Origin of the sequence: Bradyrhizobium sp. BRP20, from assembly GCF_020194215.1 — a bacterium.
GTDB lineage: Bacteria > Pseudomonadota > Alphaproteobacteria > Rhizobiales > Xanthobacteraceae > Bradyrhizobium > Bradyrhizobium yuanmingense.
In genome coordinates this window covers 239,757-257,765 of sequence record NZ_JADYVY010000010.1, presented here as the reverse complement: position 1 = coordinate 257,765, position 18,009 = coordinate 239,757, and the positions used below count along the sequence as shown (strand labels likewise).

The 18,009-nt window shown below is 66.4% G+C and carries 15 protein-coding genes; 6 read left to right on the top strand and 9 right to left on the bottom strand.

All coding sequences use genetic code 11. The annotated features are described in order from the left end of the window. The first annotated feature begins 55 nt into the window (after positions 1–55). Both purD and I6F33_RS24160 read left to right on the top strand, forming a co-directional pair. Entirely contained in the window at positions 56–1,339 is a 1,284-nt protein-coding gene (purD, locus tag I6F33_RS24165; RefSeq protein WP_225144322.1) for a phosphoribosylamine--glycine ligase, read from the top strand. A gap of 203 nt (positions 1,340–1,542) precedes the next feature. Continuing rightward, positions 1,543–2,445 carry an alpha/beta fold hydrolase gene (locus tag I6F33_RS24160; RefSeq protein WP_225144321.1) on the top strand — a complete coding sequence of 301 codons (903 nt, stop codon included), beginning with the start codon at positions 1,543–1,545 and terminating at the stop codon, positions 2,443–2,445. A gap of 104 nt (positions 2,446–2,549) precedes the next feature. Here I6F33_RS24160 and tadA read toward each other — a convergent pair whose 3' ends face one another. Then, complete coding sequence (gene tadA, locus I6F33_RS24155) at positions 2,550–3,008, bottom strand: tRNA adenosine(34) deaminase TadA (RefSeq protein ID WP_225144320.1); 459 nt, start codon at positions 3,006–3,008, stop codon at positions 2,550–2,552. A gap of 117 nt (positions 3,009–3,125) precedes the next feature. On the opposite strand from tadA, the gene I6F33_RS24150 reads away from it, so the two are divergent. Together I6F33_RS24150 and rsmD are read left to right on the top strand one after the other, a co-directional pair. Continuing rightward, positions 3,126–5,141, top strand: coding sequence for a pseudouridine synthase (locus I6F33_RS24150; RefSeq protein WP_225144319.1), 2,016 nt, complete (start codon positions 3,126–3,128; stop codon positions 5,139–5,141). Between the two features lie 2 nt (positions 5,142–5,143). Beyond that, positions 5,144–5,701, top strand: coding sequence for a 16S rRNA (guanine(966)-N(2))-methyltransferase RsmD (rsmD, locus tag I6F33_RS24145; RefSeq protein WP_225147360.1), 558 nt, complete (start codon positions 5,144–5,146; stop codon positions 5,699–5,701). A gap of 82 nt (positions 5,702–5,783) precedes the next feature. On the opposite strand, the gene mutL is transcribed toward rsmD, so the two are convergent. Continuing rightward, positions 5,784–7,598, bottom strand: a complete 1,815-nt coding sequence (gene mutL, locus I6F33_RS24140) for a DNA mismatch repair endonuclease MutL (protein WP_225133893.1) — start codon at positions 7,596–7,598, stop codon at positions 5,784–5,786. A 317-nt stretch (positions 7,599–7,915) separates the two neighbouring features. Here mutL and I6F33_RS24135 point away from each other — a divergent pair, with 317 nt between their 5' ends. Further along, positions 7,916–8,224: a hypothetical protein gene (locus tag I6F33_RS24135; protein ID WP_225126843.1), complete on the top strand. Its 309-nt coding sequence runs from the start codon at positions 7,916–7,918 to the stop codon at positions 8,222–8,224. Positions 8,225–8,280: 56 nt separating this feature from the next. Here I6F33_RS24135 and arfB read toward each other — a convergent pair whose 3' ends face one another. The 7 genes from arfB to I6F33_RS24100 all read right to left on the bottom strand — a co-directional run bounded on the left by arfB (position 8,281) and on the right by I6F33_RS24100 (position 17,303). Continuing rightward, entirely contained in the window at positions 8,281–8,697 is a 417-nt protein-coding gene (gene arfB, locus I6F33_RS24130) for an alternative ribosome rescue aminoacyl-tRNA hydrolase ArfB (protein ID WP_027575820.1), read from the bottom strand. A gap of 118 nt (positions 8,698–8,815) precedes the next feature. Continuing rightward, positions 8,816–10,183, bottom strand: coding sequence for a pitrilysin family protein (locus I6F33_RS24125; protein ID WP_225144318.1), 1,368 nt, complete (start codon positions 10,181–10,183; stop codon positions 8,816–8,818). Beyond that, positions 10,180–11,571, bottom strand: coding sequence for a pitrilysin family protein (locus tag I6F33_RS24120; RefSeq protein WP_036027162.1), 1,392 nt, complete (start codon positions 11,569–11,571; stop codon positions 10,180–10,182). Before I6F33_RS24120 ends, I6F33_RS24125 begins: the two co-directional genes overlap by 4 nt. 208 nt (positions 11,572–11,779) lie before the next feature. Beyond that, on the bottom strand, positions 11,780–12,508 hold the full coding sequence (locus I6F33_RS24115; protein WP_057027658.1) for a hypothetical protein: 729 nt from the start codon (positions 12,506–12,508) through the stop codon (positions 11,780–11,782). A gap of 96 nt (positions 12,509–12,604) precedes the next feature. Next, positions 12,605–13,099, bottom strand: a complete 495-nt coding sequence (gene lspA, locus I6F33_RS24110; RefSeq protein ID WP_036027098.1) for a signal peptidase II — start codon at positions 13,097–13,099, stop codon at positions 12,605–12,607. A gap of 10 nt (positions 13,100–13,109) precedes the next feature. After that, the gene (ileS, locus tag I6F33_RS24105) at positions 13,110–16,118 is read right to left on the bottom strand and encodes an isoleucine--tRNA ligase (protein WP_225144317.1); all 3,009 of its coding nucleotides are present in this window, start codon (positions 16,116–16,118) and stop codon (positions 13,110–13,112) included. A gap of 201 nt (positions 16,119–16,319) precedes the next feature. Further along, a complete protein-coding gene (locus tag I6F33_RS24100; protein WP_057027661.1) occupies positions 16,320–17,303 on the bottom strand; it encodes a bifunctional riboflavin kinase/FAD synthetase in 984 nt (327 codons plus the stop codon). Between the two features lie 230 nt (positions 17,304–17,533). On the opposite strand from I6F33_RS24100, the gene I6F33_RS24095 reads away from it, so the two are divergent. Next, on the top strand, positions 17,534–17,929 hold the full coding sequence (locus tag I6F33_RS24095; protein ID WP_008567674.1) for a response regulator: 396 nt from the start codon (positions 17,534–17,536) through the stop codon (positions 17,927–17,929). The last annotated feature ends 80 nt before the right edge of the window (positions 17,930–18,009 follow it).

The window sequence follows — 18,009 nt, the reverse complement described above, 5'->3', positions numbered from 1 at the left end:
ACCCCGATTCGTGCGACCTCCCCGCCCAGCAAAACCCCTTTATCCTGAGCCTTCGATGCACATTCTCCTGCTCGGTTCCGGCGGCCGCGAACATGCCCTGGCGTGGAAGATCGCAGCCTCTCCCCTGGTGACCAAATTCTGGTGCGCGCCCGGCAATGCCGGCATCGCCAGGGAGGCGGAATGCGTGGCGCTCGATGTCGCCGACCATGCCGCCGTGATCGACTTCTGCAAGCAGAACAGGGTCGAGCTCGTGGTGGTCGGGCCGGAGACGCCGCTCGCGGCCGGCATCGTCGATGATCTCTCAGCCGCCGGCATCAAGGCGTTCGGGCCGAGCATGGTGGCGGCCCAGCTCGAAAGCTCCAAGGGGTTTACCAAGGCGCTGTGCACCGAGTTCGGCATTCCGACCGGCGCCTACAAACGCTTCACCAATGCCGATGACGCCCGCGCCTATGTGCAGAGCCAGGGCGCGCCGATCGTGGTCAAGGCCGATGGCCTTGCCGCCGGCAAGGGCGTCGTCGTTGCCAAAACCGTGCGCGAGGCCGAGGACGCCATCGCCATGATGTTCGAGGGCGCCTTCGGAGAGGCCGGCGCCGAGGTCGTGATCGAGGAGTTTCTGCCGGGCCGCGAGATCAGCTTCTTTGCGCTGTGCGACGGCGACACCGCGATTCCGCTCGCCTCCGCCCAGGACCACAAGCGCGTGTTCGACCACGACGTCGGCCCGAACACCGGCGGCATGGGCGCCTATTCGCCGACGCCGCTGGTCACGCCCGCCGTCCACGACGCGATCATGGCCAGGATCATCCTGCCGACGGTGGCGGGCATGAAGCAGCGCGGCACGCCGTTCCGCGGCGTGCTCTATGCCGGCATCATGCTGACGACGCAGGGGCCAAAGCTGTTCGAGTTCAACGTCCGCTTCGGCGATCCCGAGTGCCAGGTCTTGATGCTGCGCATGATGAGCGACATCGTGCCGGCGCTGCTCGCCGCCTGCGACGGGGAGCTGAAGCACTTCGACCTGCGCTGGCACAAGGAATCCGCGCTGACCGTGGTGATGGCCGCACAAGGCTATCCCGGCGACTACCAGAAGGGCACGCGCATCCAGGGGCTGGAAGAGGCTGCCAAGGTCGACAATGTCGAGATCTTCCACGCCGGCACGGTGGCCAAGGACGGCGCGGTCCTCGCCAATGGCGGCCGCGTGCTCAATGTCTGCGCGCTAGGGGCGACCGTGACGGAAGCGCAGGCGCGCGCCTATCAAGCCGTCGACCGCATCGACTGGCCGGACGGCTTCTGCCGCCGCGACATCGGCTGGCAGGCGGTGGAGGCGGAAAAGGCCAAAAATTAGCGTGTCATTGCGGACGGCGCCCCCAAAAGCGCCGGTCCGGAATCGCGACGTTCGCGTCACCGCGCCGCCACATCTACACTCCAGAATATGCAATCGTCAGTTGGGGTTAGTTGCCCCGACGATAATACCGGTACTGTGCATGGGGTTGTTTTCGACACTTTTTGTCGAGCGGCCCCGCCACCGGCCAACAAGGATGCAACAAGATGTCCGATCTCGCCGACCTCTATCCGGGCTTCGCCGCCGAATGGATCGATACCTCGTTCGGCCGCATCTTCGCCCGCGTCGGCGGCAAGGGCCCGCCGCTGCTGCTCCTGCACGGCTTCTCCGAGACCCACGTGATGTGGCACCAGGTGGCGCCCGAGCTGGCCGAGCACTTCACGCTGATCATCGCCGACCTGCCGGGCTACGGCTGGTCCGACATGCCCGCGAGCGATGCGCTGCACATCCCCTACTCTAAGCGCGCCATGGCGAAAGCCATGGTCGAGGTGATGGAGCGCCTCGGCCACGTGCATTTCGCGCTCGCCGGCCACGACCGCGGCGGCCGCGTGTCGTATCGGCTGGCGCTCGACCATCCCGGCCGGCTGTCGAAGCTCGCCGTGCTCGATATCCTGCCGACCTATAATTACTGGGAGCGGATGAACCGCGCCTATGCCTTGAAGATCTATCACTGGACCTTCCTGGCGCAGCCCTATCCGCTGCCGGAGACGCTGATCGCAGGCCAAGGCGAGTTCTTCCTGCGCTTCAAGATGGCGAGCCAGACCAGGTCGAAGACGCTGGACGCCATCGACCCGCGCGCGCTCGAGCACTACCTCGCCCCGTTCCGCGATCCCGCCCGCATCCACGCCATGTGCGAGGACTACCGCGCCGGCGCCTATTTCGACTACGACCTCGACAAGGCCGATTTCGAGGCCGGCAAGAAGATCACCATTCCGATGCTGGCGCTGTGGGGCAATGCCGGCATCGCCCAGGCCGCCGCGACGCCGCTGGACACTTGGACACAATGGGCCACGAACGTCGACGGCATGCCGGTGGATTCGGGGCACTTCCTCACGGAGGAGAATCCGGAGGTGACTGCGAGGGCGTTGCGCGAGTTCTTCTTGGCCTGACGATCTTGTAGCCCGGATGGAGCGCAGCGAAATCCGGGATTCTCTCCTCGCCGCGGCACTGTCCCGGATTGCGCTTCGCTCCATCCGGGCTACGCGACTCCGACCTACCGCCGCTCCCGAAAGAACTCCTTCAGCAGCCGCGCCGCCTCGCTCTCGCCGACGCCGGAATAGACGTCCGGCGCGTGGTGGCAGGTCGGCGAGGCAAAGAACCGTACGCCCGACTCCACCGCGCCGCCTTTGGGGTCGGCCGCGCCGTAATAGAGCCGTCTCACCCTTGCAAACGAGATCGCGCCCGCACACATGGTGCAGGGCTCCAGCGTCACGTAGAGGTCGCAGTCGACCAGCCGCTCGCTGCCGATCTTCGCGGCGGCCGCGCGCAGCGCGATGATCTCGGCGTGGGCGGTCGGATCATGGTCGGTCAGCGTCCGGTTGGCGCCGGTGGCGATCACCTCGTGATCGCGGACCACTACGCAGCCAACAGGAACTTCGCCCGATTTTCCGGCATTTTCGGCCGCCAGAAGCGCCAAATCCATGAAAGAAGGGGCTTTCATGCCTCGTATCATCGCCAGAAACCTGCTACTAGCTCCGCCTTCAGCAAGAGTGGATACCGATTTTGCCTGAGCATGCGGCTCGCAGCGAGCGCGCACAATGCTCGCGCCACCCCTTAAGTGAGATTAGTCATGCCTCGCGACAGCGACAAAGACAACGATTCCCGCGGCCGGCGAGGCCCGGCCAAAGGCCGTAGCGGCAAGCCGCGCGGGCCAGAGAAGAAATTCGCCAAGCGCGGCTTCGAGGGCAAGGGCGAGGGTAAGCGCGAGCGCGACAGCCGCCCGCCCCGTGGCGACCGCGACAGCCGCCCATTCCGCCGCCGCGAGGAGGGTGACGCACCGCGCCGCGATTTCAGTGACCGTCCCCGCTTCAAGCGCGACGACCGCGGCAGTGAAGGCCGCGGTGAGCGCAGCTTCAAGCCGCGCGGCGATCGCCCGACATTTGGCCGCGACGATCGTCCGCCCCGCAGGGATCGCGACGATGCACGCTCGGCCGGCCGCTCCAGCGACAGGAAGTTCGGCGACAAGAAACCCTACGCGCCGCGCGGCGACCGTCCAGAGCGCAAGTTCGACGGCGAACGGAAATTTTCGCGGGGCGGGCCGGATCGCCAACGCGACCGTGGGGATCGCGGACGCGACCGTGGGGATCGCGGACCGCGCGAGGATCGTGGCGAACGTAGCTTCAAGCCGCGCGGAGACCGCCCGAATTTCGATCGCGGTGATCGCGCACCGCGCGGGGATCGCCCGCGCAAGAGTTTTGATAAGGATTTCGGCGGCCGCGATCGCGGCGACGAGAAGCCCTGGCGTCAGCGCGACGATCGCCGTGAGGGCGGTCGCGGTGAGGACCGTCCGCGTTTCTCTCGCTCGCGCGACGACCGCGCATCCGGTGACCGCCCGTTCCGCGAGCGGCCGAAATTCGATCGGCCCCGTGACCGCGACAGCGAACGCGGTGACCGTCCGCAGTTCGATCGCCCACGCCAGCGCCCCGAAGGCCGCATGGACTGGCAGGAGCATCCCCGCAACGAGGGCCGCTTCCGCGACCGTCCGCGCCGCGACAACGAGGACGACAGCAGGATCTTCGAGAAGCGTCCCGCCTTCGGCGGCCGCGGCGCTTATCGCGAGCGCGATCGTGATTTCGAGGGCCGGCCGCGCCGCGACGACGCGCCGAAGCCGAAGAAGGCCGGCGAGCGCATCGCCAAGGTGCTGGCCCGCGCCGGGCTTGCCTCGCGCCGCGATGCCGAGGAGATGGTCACGCAGGGCCGCGTCACCGTCAACGGCCGCGTGATCAATTCGCCGGCGCTCGACGTCACCAAGAACGACGTCGTCATGGTCGACGGCAAGCCGTTGCCGGAGCGCGAGCGCACGCGGCTTTTCCTCTACCACAAGCCGCGCGGGCTGATGACGACGCATGACGACCCCGAGGGCCGTCCGACCGTGTTCGACAATCTGCCCGAAGGCCTGCCGCGCCTGATCAGCGTCGGCCGGCTCGACTTCAACACCGAGGGCTTGCTGCTGCTCACCAACGATGGCGGCCTCGCGCGCACGCTCGAGCTGCCCGACACCGGCTGGCTGCGCCGCTACCGCGTCCGCGCCCATGGCGACGTCACCCAGGCGCAGCTCGACCAGCTCAAGAACGGCATCGAGATCGAGGGCGTCAAGTATGGTCCGATCGAGGCCACGCTGGAGCGCGACCAGGGCGCCAATGTCTGGCTGGTGTTCGCGATCCGCGAGGGCAAGAACCGCGAGGTGCGCAATGTCTGCGCCCATCTCGGCCTCGAGGTGAACCGGCTGATCCGCGTCTCCTACGGCCCGTTCCAGCTCGGCGAGATTCCGGAAGGTCAGGTCGAGGAGATCCGCGCGCGCGTGCTGCGCGAGCAGCTCGGCGACAAGGTGATCGAGAAGTCGGGCGCGCAGTTCGACGCGCCCTCGAAATCATCTTCGCGCGCCGATGATGCACCGGGCGAGAAGAAGCCCGCCAGCAAGCGCGCGGTGATCAGCGACCGCAAGGGTCGCCGCGTACTGGTTCAGCGCACCGGCAGCGAGGAGGCGCGCGAGCGCAACGAGATGGAGGCGAGCGGCTACGGCCCGCCGCGCCGTCCCAAGCGCGGTTATCACGGCAAACGCGACCTGACGCCGCGGGAGGATTGAAGTTGCGCGTCGTCGGCGGTCGTTTGAAGGGGCGCAATCTCGCCTCACCGTCTTCGCGTGACATCCGCCCGACGGCGGACCGGTTGCGCGAGTCCGTGTTCAACATCCTCGTGCACGCCTATGACGATCCGATTGCGGATGCGCGCGTGCTCGATCTCTTCGCCGGCACCGGCGCGCTCGGCATCGAGGCGGCCTCGCGCGGGGCGAAGTTCACGCTGTTCGTGGACAACGGCGCGGAGGCGCGTGCGCTGTTGCGCAACAATGTCGAGGCGCTCGGCCTCGGCGGCGTCACCAAGGTGTATCGCCGCGATGCGACCGATCTCGGCCCCGCGCATCCCGTCGAGCCGTTCTCGCTGGTGTTCCTCGATCCGCCCTATGGCAAGGGCTTTGCCGAGAAGGCGCTCGCGAGCCTTCGCGACGGCGGCTGGCTCACGCCCGGCGCGCTGCTCGTGGTGGAAGAGGCGAAGGCCGCGCAGTTCGTGACGCCTGAAGGTTTCGAGGAGCTGGAGCGGCGGGCCTATGACGACACGGAGTTTGTGTTCTTGCGTAGGGCGGATTAGCAAAGCGTAATCCGCCACTGTCTCTCACGGCGGAAGCTGAAGAGGTGGATTACGCCTTCGGCTAATCCACCCTACGGCACCGTCACCGCCGCCCGAACAGCTTCTCCACGTCGCTCAGCTTCAGCTCGACATAGGTCGGCCGGCCGTGATTGCACTGGCCGGAGTTCGGCGTGTCCTCCATCTCGCGGAGCAGCGCGTTCATCTCCTCCGGCCGCAGCCGGCGGCCGGCGCGCACCGAGCCGTGGCAGGCCATGGTGGCGGCGACGTGCATCAGGCGGCGTTCGAGCGGCAGCGCCTCGTCCCATTCGGCCATGTGCTCGGAAAGATCGCGCAACAGGCCGCCGGCATTGGTCTTGCCGAGCAGCGACGGCGTCTCGCGCACCGCGACCGCGCCGGGGCCGAAGGATTCGATGGCAAGGCCGAACGATGCCAGCTCCTCGCTGCGCTCCAGCAGGCGCTCCACAGTGGCCTCATCCATCTCGACGATCTCGGGGATCAGCAGGATCTGCCGCTGCACGCCGTTGGCGGCGAGCGAGGCCTTCAGCCGCTCGTAGACGATGCGCTCATGCGCGGCGTGCTGGTCGACGATGATCAGGCCGTCGCGGGTCTGCGAGACGATGTAGGTCTCGTGGATCTGCGTGCGCGCCGCGCCGAGCGGGCGATCGACGAGATCGCCGGCGGGTTGGCTCTCGATCCGCACGTCAGCACTGGGCGCGCCGACGTCGAAGGCAGCCTGCGCACGCTCGGCGAAGGCGGGCGCGGCGGCGCCTTCGAACGACGGCATCGGCGCCACCGGGGCGGCTGGCGAGGCGCGCCAGTCCCAGCTTGCCGGACGTGGCGGCATGAAGGCGGGCCGGAACGAGGACAGCGCGCTCTCGCCGCTATTGGCGGCGGTGCGGCGGCCCTCGCGTGCGAGTGCTTCCTTCAAGCCATGCACGATCAGCGCGCGGACGAGGCCGGCATTGCGGAAGCGCACCTCGGTCTTGGCCGGATGCACATTGGCATCGACCTCGCGCGGATCGAGCGTGACGAACAGCGCCAGCACCGGATGGCGGTCGCGCGGCAGATAGTCGGAATAGGCCGCGCGCACGGCGCCGAGAATGAGCTTGTCGCGCACCGGCCGGCCGTTGACGAAGAGATATTGACCGAGTGCGTTGGCCTTGGTCAGCGCGGGAGCCGCAGCATAGCCGGCGACCACGACGCCCTCGCGCTCGGCATGGACCTCGATGGCGTGGCTGCGGAACTCGGCGCCGAGGATGTCGCCAAGCCGGGTCAGCCGTCCGGCCGCGCCGGGCAGCGCCGCGGTCCAGGTCACCGGTGCGCGCTCCTCGCCGGCGAGCGTGAAGGCGATGTCGGGCCGCGCCATCGCGAGGCGCCGTACCACTTCGCGGATGGCTTCCGCTTCGGTGCGGTCAGTTTTCAGAAACTTGAGCCGCGCCGGCGTCGCGTAGAAGAGGTCGCCAACCTCGACGCGCGTGCCATGCGCCAGCGCCGCCGGCATGATCCCGGACTTCTCGCCGCCTTCGACCGACAACGCCCAGGCGTGCGGCTCGCTGGCGTGCCGCGTGGTGATGGAGAGGCGCGCCACCGAGCCGATTGAGGGCAGGGCCTCGCCGCGAAACCCGAGGGTGCGGATCTGCAGCAGGTCCTCGTCGTCGAGCTTGGAGGTGGCATGGCGCTCGACGGCGAGCGCAAGGTCTTTTGCGATCATGCCGCTGCCGTCGTCGGTGATGCCGATTCGCCGCCGCCCGCCGCCGTCGGTGAAGACGTCGATGCGGCTCGCGCCGGCGTCGATGGCGTTCTCGACCAGCTCCTTGACCACGCTCGCCGGGCGTTCGACCACCTCGCCGGCGGCGATGCGGTTGACGACCTGTTCTGGCAGCTGGCGGACGGGCATGAGGCTCACTCGGCGAATATTCTCAAGTCTAGTGCCACGCAGCGACAAATGCATGGGTCAGGTCGAGCTTCCCACACCCGAAATGGGGGACATTTTCGGCGCGCGTCGTCCGTCGGGAATGCGTGGCATGTTCCGCGCCGCCGCATATGAGGAGCACAATTCCGCGAAAGCGCCGCGAAAACCCTAAACGATCACCACACGACGCGGCTTGCATCACACCGCGCCGTTCGAACTCTCTTTGCGATGAACCGGTCCGGTGCAGGCGAACGGTGCAGAAGGCAGCCGAACGGTTCATCGCGACATTCCAGGAGAAATGGATGAAGTTGGTGAAGACCTCTGCGATCGCATGCGCTCTCGCGGCCCTCGTTGCAACGCCCGTTCTCGCCCAAGGCACCTCGTCAGGGACGAGGCCTGGCGGCACTGTACAAAGCAAGCCGATGCAAGGCGGCGCGTCAGGCAGCGAGGATGAGGATCTCGGTGCACAGCAGGGCGCAGCCGGCGAGAAGGTCGGCATGAAGTCGGGCAAAGGCACGAAGGGGTCCGTCGGGACCACCGGCAGCGCGACGCGCAAGGGCACCACGGACGATGCGGCGACCGGCGGTGCTGCGGCCGGCAAGCGCTACTGACGCCAGTTCGCGAACGGCAAATCTCCGGTCGCTCGCGCGACCGGAGCTTTTTCGCATCAATCGTCGAAGCTCCGGCCGCGGCCGGCCTTGATGTCGCTGCGGCGTTTCTTGCCCTCGAGCCGGCGCTGCTTGGAGGCGAAGGTCGGCCGCGTCGCACGGCGAGGCGTCGGCCGGACCATGGCCTCCTTGAGGATCTCGACGAGACGGTCGATGGCATCCTGACGGTTGCGCTCCTGAGTGCGAAAGCGCTGAGCGTGGATCACGATCACGCCGTCCTTGGTCATGCGCTGGCCGGCAATGCGGGCAAGGCGCAGCGCCGCGTCCTCGGGCAAGGTCAGCTTGCGCGTGTCGAAGCGCAGCTGCGCGGAGGTCGCGACCTTGTTGACGTTCTGCCCGCCCGGGCCGGAGGCGCGGACAAAGCCGATCTCGATGTCGTCCTCGTCGATGACGAGATCGCGGGATATCCGCAGCATGCTGGCACCATTCGTGATGTCAGGACATACCGCGGACATCCGTCGTCAGCAATGGCGCTGCCGTGAAACGCAAATGGCCGGGATGGCCCGGCCATTCAGGAAACGTCGAGAAAAGAGATCAGTTCGACTTCGTCGCCGGTGCAGCCGCCGGTTGCGCGGCGGCCTGCGGGGCCCGGCCGACGACGACGGTCAGCAGCCCCTGGCCCCAGAGCCGCTTGGCGGCCGCCTTGGCATCGTCCAGCGTCACGGCGTCGACGATGGCGTTGCGCTTCTCGATATAGTCGATCGGCAGCTTGTCTTGCTGATATTGCAGCAGCGCCTGTGCCAGCTTGGACGAGGTGTCGAGCGCCAGCATCTGCGAGCCCTTGAGATAGGACTTGGCCTCATCGAGCTCCTTCTGCGTCGGGCCCTCCTCGGCGATGCGGCGCACCTCCTGTTCGATGGCCTCGATGGTGTCGCCGGCGCGGTCGGCGCGGGTGCCGGTATTGCCGATGAAAATCGCCGAGTGCTGCATCCAGAGCAGCGACTCGTACACCGAATAGGCCAGTCCGCGCTTCTCGCGCACCTCGCGATAGAGCCGGGACGATAGGCCGCCGCCGCCGAGGATGTGGTTGACGACGTAGGCCGCCATGAAGCTCGGATCACTCCGCTTCACGCCGGGTCCGCCGAAGGTGATCACCGTCTGCGGCACGTCGAGGGTCACGAAGGCGCGTTGCGGCGGCTTTGCAGCCTCGACGTCGGGGACTGGCGTCAGATTGGCTTTGGCGGGCAGGCTGCCGAAGGTGTGGTCGAGCAGCTTTCCGAGCGTAGCCGGATCGACGTCGCCGACGACCGCAATCTTGAGGCCATCCCTGGCGAGGACACGGCCGACATAATTCCTCAGGTCGGCAATTGTGATGGTCGGCACGCTGTCGAGGTTGCCGTTGCTCTGCCGGCTGTAGGGGTGATCGCCGAACGCGAGCTCCAGAAACTTGCGGCTCGCCAGCGAGGTCGGATTGGTGGTCTCGCGGCGCAGGCCCGAGATGACCTGCGAGCGGATGCGTTCGACGTCGGCCGTGTCGAAATGCGGCGAGGTCAGCGCCATCCTGAGCAGGTCGAAGGCCTCGTCCTTGTTGTCGCGCAGCATGCGAAGGCTGCCCCGGAGGGTGTCGCGGGTGGCGTTGAAGGACAGCTCGATGGCGCGGCGGTCGAGCCGTTCATGGAACGTCTTGGAATCGAGATCGCCTGAGCCTTCGTCGAGGAGAGAGCCGACCAGATTGGCAACGCCCGGCTTGTCCTTGGGGTCCTCCGCCGAGCCCCCGGCGAAGGAATATTCCATGGCAATCAGCGGCACGGTTGCGTCCTGCACGAACCAGGCTTCGATGCCGCCCGGCGAGATCAGGTGCTGGATCTTTGCGGCGGCCTGCGACGGCGAGACCGCAGAGAATGCGAGGACCGCGCCGGCGGCAACGGAGAATGCAATGCGGCGAACGAAGGAATAGGTCACGAGCGCTTCTCCTCGCGCTTGGCGGTTGCAGTGTCCTTGATCAGGTAGCCCGTCACCGAGCGCTTCTTCTCCAGCCATTTCTGCGCAACGGCGCGAACCTGCTCGGCGGTGACGGCGCGGATGCGATCGGGCCAGCTCCTGATGTCCTCGATCGACAGGCCGGTGGTCAGCGCGCCGCCGTACCAGCGCGCCAGCACAGCCTGGTTGTCCTGGGCGTAGATCGCTTCGGCAATGAGCTGGGTTTTGACCCGCTCCAGATCCTCGGCGCGGATCGGGTTCTGCGCGACGTTGGCGAGGACCCCGTCGACCGCCTGCTCGACCTCCGAAAAACTGACGCCGGGTTTCGGTGCAGCCGAGATCGCGAACTGGGTCGGGTCGAGCGAGATGCTCGAATAGCTGGCGCTGGCGGAGACCGCGAGCGGCTTGTCGACCACGAGGGCACGGTAAAGATAGGAATTGCTGCCGCTGCCGATCAGCTGCGCCAGCACGTCGAGGGCCGCGCTCTCGCCGGCCGCGGCCGTGGTCGCCGAGGGCACGAGATAATAGCGCCGCATGTTCGGCTGCTCGACGCGCGGGTCGGCCAGCGTGACGGTGCGCGGGGCGGCGGGCTCGGGCTCCTGCGGACGAACGCGCCGCGCCGGAATCGCGGGCTGTGCGGGGATCGAGCCGAAATTGCGCTCGACCAGCGGGCGGACTTCGGCGGCGTCGACGTCGCCGGCGATCACCAGGATCGCGTTGTTCGGCGCGTAGAAGCGACGATAGAAGGCGAGCGCATCCTCGCGATCGAGCTTCTCGATCTCCTGATGCCAGCCGATCACCGGCCGCCCGTAGGGATGGTTGAGATAGAGCGCGGCCATGATCTGCTCGTTCAACCGCGCATCCGGATTGTTGGCGACGCGCATGTTGTACTCTTCGAGCACGACGTCGCGCTCGGGCAGCACGTTCTCGTCCTTGAGGACGAGGCCCGTCATGCGGTCGGCCTCGAACTCCATCATGGTCGGCAGCTGCTCTTTCGGCACGCGCTGATAGTAGTTGGTGTAGTCGACCGAGGTCGAAGCGTTCTCGTTGCCGCCGACACGCAGCACGGTCTGGGAGAATTCGCCTGCCGGATGCTTCGCGGTGCCCTTGAACATCAGGTGCTCGAGGAAATGGGCAAGGCCGGACTTGCCGGGCGTCTCATCGGCCGAGCCGACCTTGTACCAGATCATCTCGGTGACAACGGGGGTGCGGCGGTCCGGGATCACCACGACCTGCATGCCGTTGGCGAGCGTGAAGCTGGCGGGCGGAGCCGATGTCACCGTGGTCTGGGCAAGGGCGGCGCTGGCCGAAAGGACACTCGTCGAAAGCAGCGCGGCAAGGAGGCAGGCAGCCGATCGGTAAGAGGACATCATGATCCCTGGTTGTGAGGTGCCGAGCCCGGATCTCCGGCTCGGAGGGCACGGCAGGCTACACCGTGCGGCTGAGGCTTCGCGTCACGAAGCAGAGAACTCAACGCTTAGGCAAGTTACTGATAAGCAATTTTGAACGAGGTGGGCGGACATGCGCCGCCCGACCCTCGCTTCGCGTGGGTCAGAATGTCGCGACAGGACAGGAACGCTATTGTTCCTTTTCCTTGCCGGATCGGACGTCGAAATAGGTCCGCTTCGAATTATCCGGGCCGGCGCCGTAGGCGTAGTTCGGCGACGGCGTCTGATATCCCGGCGGCGGCTCCACCAGCGATTGGCGTGGCGGTTCCGACGTAAACTGCTTGGACTCGGGCCCGTTCCCTTTGAAGAGTTTCCACAGCCCTCCGGTATATCCGAGTTCGGCAGGGCTCATCGTCGGATTGGCCACGTTGGTGCCCGGCTGGACCGGGTCATTGCCGGTCTTTTCGGCGGCGGCCGTCCTATGGGCGTTCAACTCGGCGGGCGACAGCGGCTGGGCGTTCTTCCAGTACTCCGTTGCCTTGTTACCGGACTTCTTCCGCTGGGCGATGGCCTCCTTGCGGCGCTTCTCGTCGGGGTCCTTCGGCCAGTTCGGCGCAGCCGCGGCTTCGGCGGCGGCAGGCGGCGGCAGGTCGAGCTTGGGCGGCACGACCAGCGGCGAACGCTCGCGGTATTCGATGCCGGGTTTTTCCATGCTCCGGGCGCCAAGGCCGGTCATCAGGTTGTCGATGAGCTTCTCTTCGAAGGTCATGTCGTCGTCGTCGTCATCGTCGGCAGCACGGGCGCCACCGGTCGACATGACGAGGCCGATGCCGAGCGCGACGGCGGCCAATTTCAGTGCCCGCCAGCCCCCCGATTGGGAGCCCCGAACCATCGAACCGCTGGTCTTCGAGCTGCGCATCACCGTACCTGTTTCATATTGTAGCAGATTGCCGCCCACACGCGGCTTGACCCTTGCAAAAGCCGGGTTCCAGCTGCCGGTCCGTATCGGCCGGGATCAGGGCGCTTTTGCGGCGGGTACCCCCAGGAAGGAATCATACAATAGCGCTGCCACCCCAGCAACGATGGCCACGTCCGCGAGGTTAAACACATACCAATTATAGGTATTTCCGGCGATCTCGATGTGGAACAGGGCGAAATCCACCACCGCGCCATAGGCCAGGCGGTCGATGCCGTTGCCGATGGCGCCGCCGATGATCAGACCGAGCGCGACGGTCGCGAGCATGGTGTGCGAGCGGGCCATCCAGATCGCCAGCGCAACCACCGCGATCACTTTGACGGCCATCAGCGCGAGCTGCGCGGCCTGGCTGTCGTTCTGGAGCCAGCCGAAGCTGATGCCGATATTCCAGGCCAGCACCAGGTCGAAGAACGGCGTCACCCGCACTGCGCCGCGACGGGCGAGGTCGAACACGTTCAACAGCCAGAGCTTCGAGGCCTGGTCGGCCACGAGCGTGACCATGGCCGCGAGGATGCCGGCGCGGAGCGGGGTCATGGCGGACCGATCAGATGCTCACCCCCAGCGCCTTCCATTCGCGCAGCGCCTTGGCGTCGCGCGGGGTGACGTCGGGGTATTCGGCGTCTTCGCCGACCATCGGCGAGATCTTCCAGGAGCGGGCGCATTTGGTGCCGACCGCCTTCTCCACCACGACCGCGACGCCGGGGACGGCATCGAGGCGGAACGCCGAGGCCGGCGCCTCGCCCTCCCGCACCTCGTAGTTCGAGGTGATGCAGACTTCAGCCAGATCGATGTCGAACAAGGTCGCCAGCATGGCGCGATCGGCGACATAGATTACCGGCGATGCCTCGAGCGAGGAGCCGATGTTCTTGGCGGCGCGTTCCAGCTCGAGTGCGCCGGTGACGACGCGACGCACGTTGCGGATCGTCTCCCATTTCGCGGCGAGCTTGTCGTCGCGCAAGGCTTCGAGATCGGTCGGGAACAGCGTCAGGTGCACGGACGGTTCGGCGTCGGGCCGGTACATGCGCCACGCCTCCTCCGCAGTGAAGCTGAGGATCGGGGCCAGCCATTTCAGGATCGAAGCGCACAACAGGTCGATGGTCGTCAGCGCCGCCTTGCGCGTCAGCGACGAGGGCGGATCGCAATACAGCGTATCCTTGCGGATGTCGAAGTAGAAGGCGGAGAGCTCGCTGTTCAGGAAGGCCGACAGGATCGCGACCACGGTCTTGTAGTCGAACTCCCGGTAGGCCTTGCCGATCGCGGCGGCGCGACCTGAGAGCTCGTGCAGCATCAAGCGCTCGAGCTCGGGCATCTCGGCCGGCGCGATTGCATCGGCCGGCCTGTAATGATGTAGCGTCCCCAGCATCCAGCGCACGGTGTTGCGCAGCTTGCGATAAGTCTCGACGGTGTTCTTCAGGATCTCGGGGCCGATGCGCTGGTCGTCGGTATAGTCGCTCGACGCGACCCAGAGCCTTAAGATGTCGGCGCCAGATTCCTTGATGACGGCCTGCGGCTCGATGGTGTTGCCGAGCGACTTCGACATCTTGCGGCCGTCCTCGGCCTGGGTGAAGCCGTGGGTCAGCACGATGTCGTAAGGCGCGCGGCCACGCGTGCCGCAGCTTTCCAGCAGCGAGGAGTGGAACCAGCCGCGATGCTGGTCCGAGCCTTCCAGATACATCACCGTGTCGGCGCCGCCGTCGACCTTGCGCTTGATGCCGGCGAGCCCGGGAAACTGCACGGGATCTTCGAGCACGAAAGCGTGGGTGGAGCCGGAATCGAACCAAACGTCGAGAATGTCGTCGACCTTCTGCCAGTCCTCGTTCGCGCGGGGCCCGAGGAAGCGCTCGCGCGCGCCGGTCGCGTACCAGGCGTCGGCGCCTTCCTTCTCGAAGGCTTCACCGATGCGCGCATTGACGGCCTCGTCCTGGAGGATCTCGGCGGAGCCGTCGCCCTTCTCGCGCACGAACACGGCGATCGGCACCCCCCAGGCGCGCTGGCGCGAGATCACCCAGTCGGGGCGTGCCTCGATCATGCCGTTGATGCGGTTCTCGCCGGACGGCGGCACCCATTGCGTCACCGAGATCGCCTGCAGCGCGCGGGCGCGCAGCGTGTCGCCGCTCTTCGTCTTGCCGCCCACCGCGATGTCCTTGTCCATCGCAATGAACCATTGCGGTGTGTTGCGGAAGATTACCGGCTTCTTGGAGCGCCAGGAGTGCGGATATTGATGCTTCAGCCGGCCGCGGGCGAGCAGCATGCCTTTCTCGACGAGCGCCTTGATCACGGCCTCGTTGGCATCGCCCTTCTCGCCCTTGTCGGTGATGACGCGCTTGCCGGCAAAGCCCGGCGCATGATCGGTGTAGGCGCCGTTCTCGTCGACGGTATAGGGGATGGCGGTGTTGATGCCGCGCGCGTCGAGATCGCGCGCCTCTGCCATCCAGACATCGAAGTCCTCGCGGCCATGGCCGGGCGCCGTGTGCACGAAGCCGGTGCCGGTGTCGTCGGTGACATGGTCGCCAGGCAGCAGCGGCACGATGAAGTCGTAGCCACCGCCGACGCCCTTGAGCGGATGGGCACACTCGATCGCGTCCATGGTGTCGCCGGGGACGTCGCGGACCTTCTCATAGGCCGTCACGCGCGCCTGCTTGAAGACGTCTTGCGCGAGCGCATCGGCGAGGATGAGGAGGTCGCCGTTCCTGGCCCAATTGTCGGCGGGGGCGTCCGTCACCTTGTAGAGGCCATAAGCGATCTTCGGCGAGAACGAGATGGCGCGATTGCCCGGCAGCGTCCAGGGCGTGGTGGTCCAGATCACGACGCTCGCCGAGGCGAGCGCACCGTGCGCGGGCGAGGTCACCGGGAATTTCACCCAGACCGTATCGGACGTGTGGTCCTCGTACTCCACCTCGGCTTCGGCCAGCGCGGTCTTCTCAACCACGCTCCACATCACCGGCTTGGAGCCGCGATAGAGCGTGCCGTTTGCGGCAAACTTCATCAGCTCGCGCGCGATCTGGGCTTCGGCCGGATAGCTCATGGTGGCGTAGGGATGGTCCCAATCGCCGATCACGCCGAGGCGCTTGAACTCCTCGCGCTGCACGCCGAGCCAGTGCGTGGCATAGGCGCGGCACTCCTTGCGGAAATCAATCATCGCGGCGCTGTCGCGGAAGTCGGGCTTCTGCTTGCCCTTCTTGCGATAATGCTCCTCCTCGACCTTCCACTCGATCGGCAGGCCGTGGCAGTCCCAGCCCGGCACGTAGTTGGAATCGAAGCCGAGCATCTGCTGGCTCTTGGTGACGAGATCCTTCAGGATCTTGTTCAGCGCCGTGCCGATATGGATGTTGCCGTTGGCGTAGGGCGGGCCGTCATGCAACACGAACTTGGCGCGGCCCTTCGCACTCTGGCGCAGCTTCTCGTAGAGGCCGATCTCGTACCAGCGCTTGAGGATCTCCGGCTCGCGCTGCGGCAGGCCGGCGCGCATCGGGAATTCGGTCTGCGGCAGGAACAGGGTCTTCGAATAGTCCTTGGCTTCAGACTTTTGGGACTTTTGCGGCTTTTCGGACATGAGGCTGACTGGCTCGGAAGGGCGCGGGAACGGATGGCGATGCGGAATCGCGGGTGAGCGACGAAATCCCGGTCTTGCGCCGAGCCTTCAGGCTCAGGCGGAAGCCGGGCCGCTAATCCCTATGATGCGCCGCGCAAACATGGGCTCTCCATAGCAGGGGGGCGGAGGAAGCGCAAAGGTCCGGGGGCCCGGTTTCGCCTCTCAATCGATCACGCCCAGGCGCGGAAACGCGTCCGGGGCGGCGGCGAGCATGGCGCGGGCGCGGGCGGAATCGTCGTCCATCTGGTGGATCAGGGCCTCTAGACCATCGAATTTCAGCTCATCGCGGATGAAGCCGATGAAGGCGCAGTCGAGGGCCTGCCCGTAGAGGTCGCCCTTGAAGTCGAACAGGAAGATTTCGAGCAGCGGGGCGCCATTGTCGAAGGTCGGGCGACGGCCGAAGCTGGCCACGCCATCCAGACGCACCTGAGCCTTTCCCTGGCCGCGGCCGACCCGGACCGCGTAGATGCCGTGCTTGAGGCCGCAATTGGCGTCCAGGCGGATGTTGGCGGTGGGATAGCCGAGCTCGCGGCCGCGCTTCTCGCCGTGGATGACCTCGCCGGTGATGAACCAGGGCGCGCCCAGCATGGTCGTGGCCTCGTCGAGCTGGCCCTCGGCGAGGGCGATCCGGATCGCGCTGGAGGAGACCGGCCGCTCGTCGATATCGACATGCGGCTGGACGTCGACTTCGATGCCGAGCCGGGGCGCCTCGTTGACCAGGAGGCTCGGGGAGCCGACCCGTCCCTTGCCGAAATGGAAGTCGTAGCCGACCGCGATGCCGCTGACGCCGAGCCGCCCGATCAGGTCATGGTGAATGAAATCTTGCGCGCTGGTTCCGGCACGGGCCTTGTCGAAGGTCATGACCACGGCGCCGGCAAGCCCGGTACCGGCCAGAAGCCGCAGCTTGGCCCGCTCGTCCGTCAGGCGGAATTGCGGGGTGTTGGGGCTGAAGAACCGTCGCGGATGCGGCTCGAAGGTCAAGGCCAGCGCAGGCCGGCCATGCGCCCTGCCCATCTCCAGGGCAGCCGCGATGACGGCGCGATGGCCGAGATGCACGCCGTCGAAATTGCCCATGGCAACCACGGCGCCCCTCGGAATCGCGGAATCCGGCGTTGTATCGCGGATGACGGTAAAAGGCGGAGCCATCAGGGGAATTCTCGAACCGGGCAGGACCGGCCCGGACCGTGGCGCGACCGGCACCGCGAAGTCAAGCGGCGGGGCGGGCAGACATTGAACACGATTTCAAGCCTTCGGAGCTGACCGCAGTTAACGCGCTGTTTAAGGCCTTGGTGCTAGTCCTTGAGGCGTGGAACTGCCGGGCGCCGGCCTGGCAGGTCCGATCGTAATATTCCTGGGTTTGCGTTGGGGGAGTCGAGATGGCGGTTGATTTGTCGATGCCGGTTCTGGTGGTGGATGACTACAGCACCATGATCCGTATCATCCGGAATCTGCTGAAGCAGCTTGGCTTCGAGAACATCGATGATGCCAGCGACGGTTCGGCAGCGCTGAACAAGATGCGCGGCAAGAAGTACGGGCTCGTGATCTCCGACTGGAACATGGAGCCGATGACGGGCTACGACCTCCTGCGCGAAGTCCGCGCGGATCCGAACCTCGCCACCACGCCCTTCATCATGATCACCGCGGAATCGAAGACCGAGAACGTGATCGCGGCCAAGAAGGCCGGCGTGAACAACTACATCGTCAAGCCGTTCAACGCGGCGACGCTGAAGACCAAGATCGAGGCGGTCTTCCCGGACATGGCGAGCGCGTAAGGGCGCTCTTCGCCGGACAACAATTTTCCATTTGGAACGTCATGCCCGGGCTTGTCCCGGGCATCCACGTTCTTGGATGC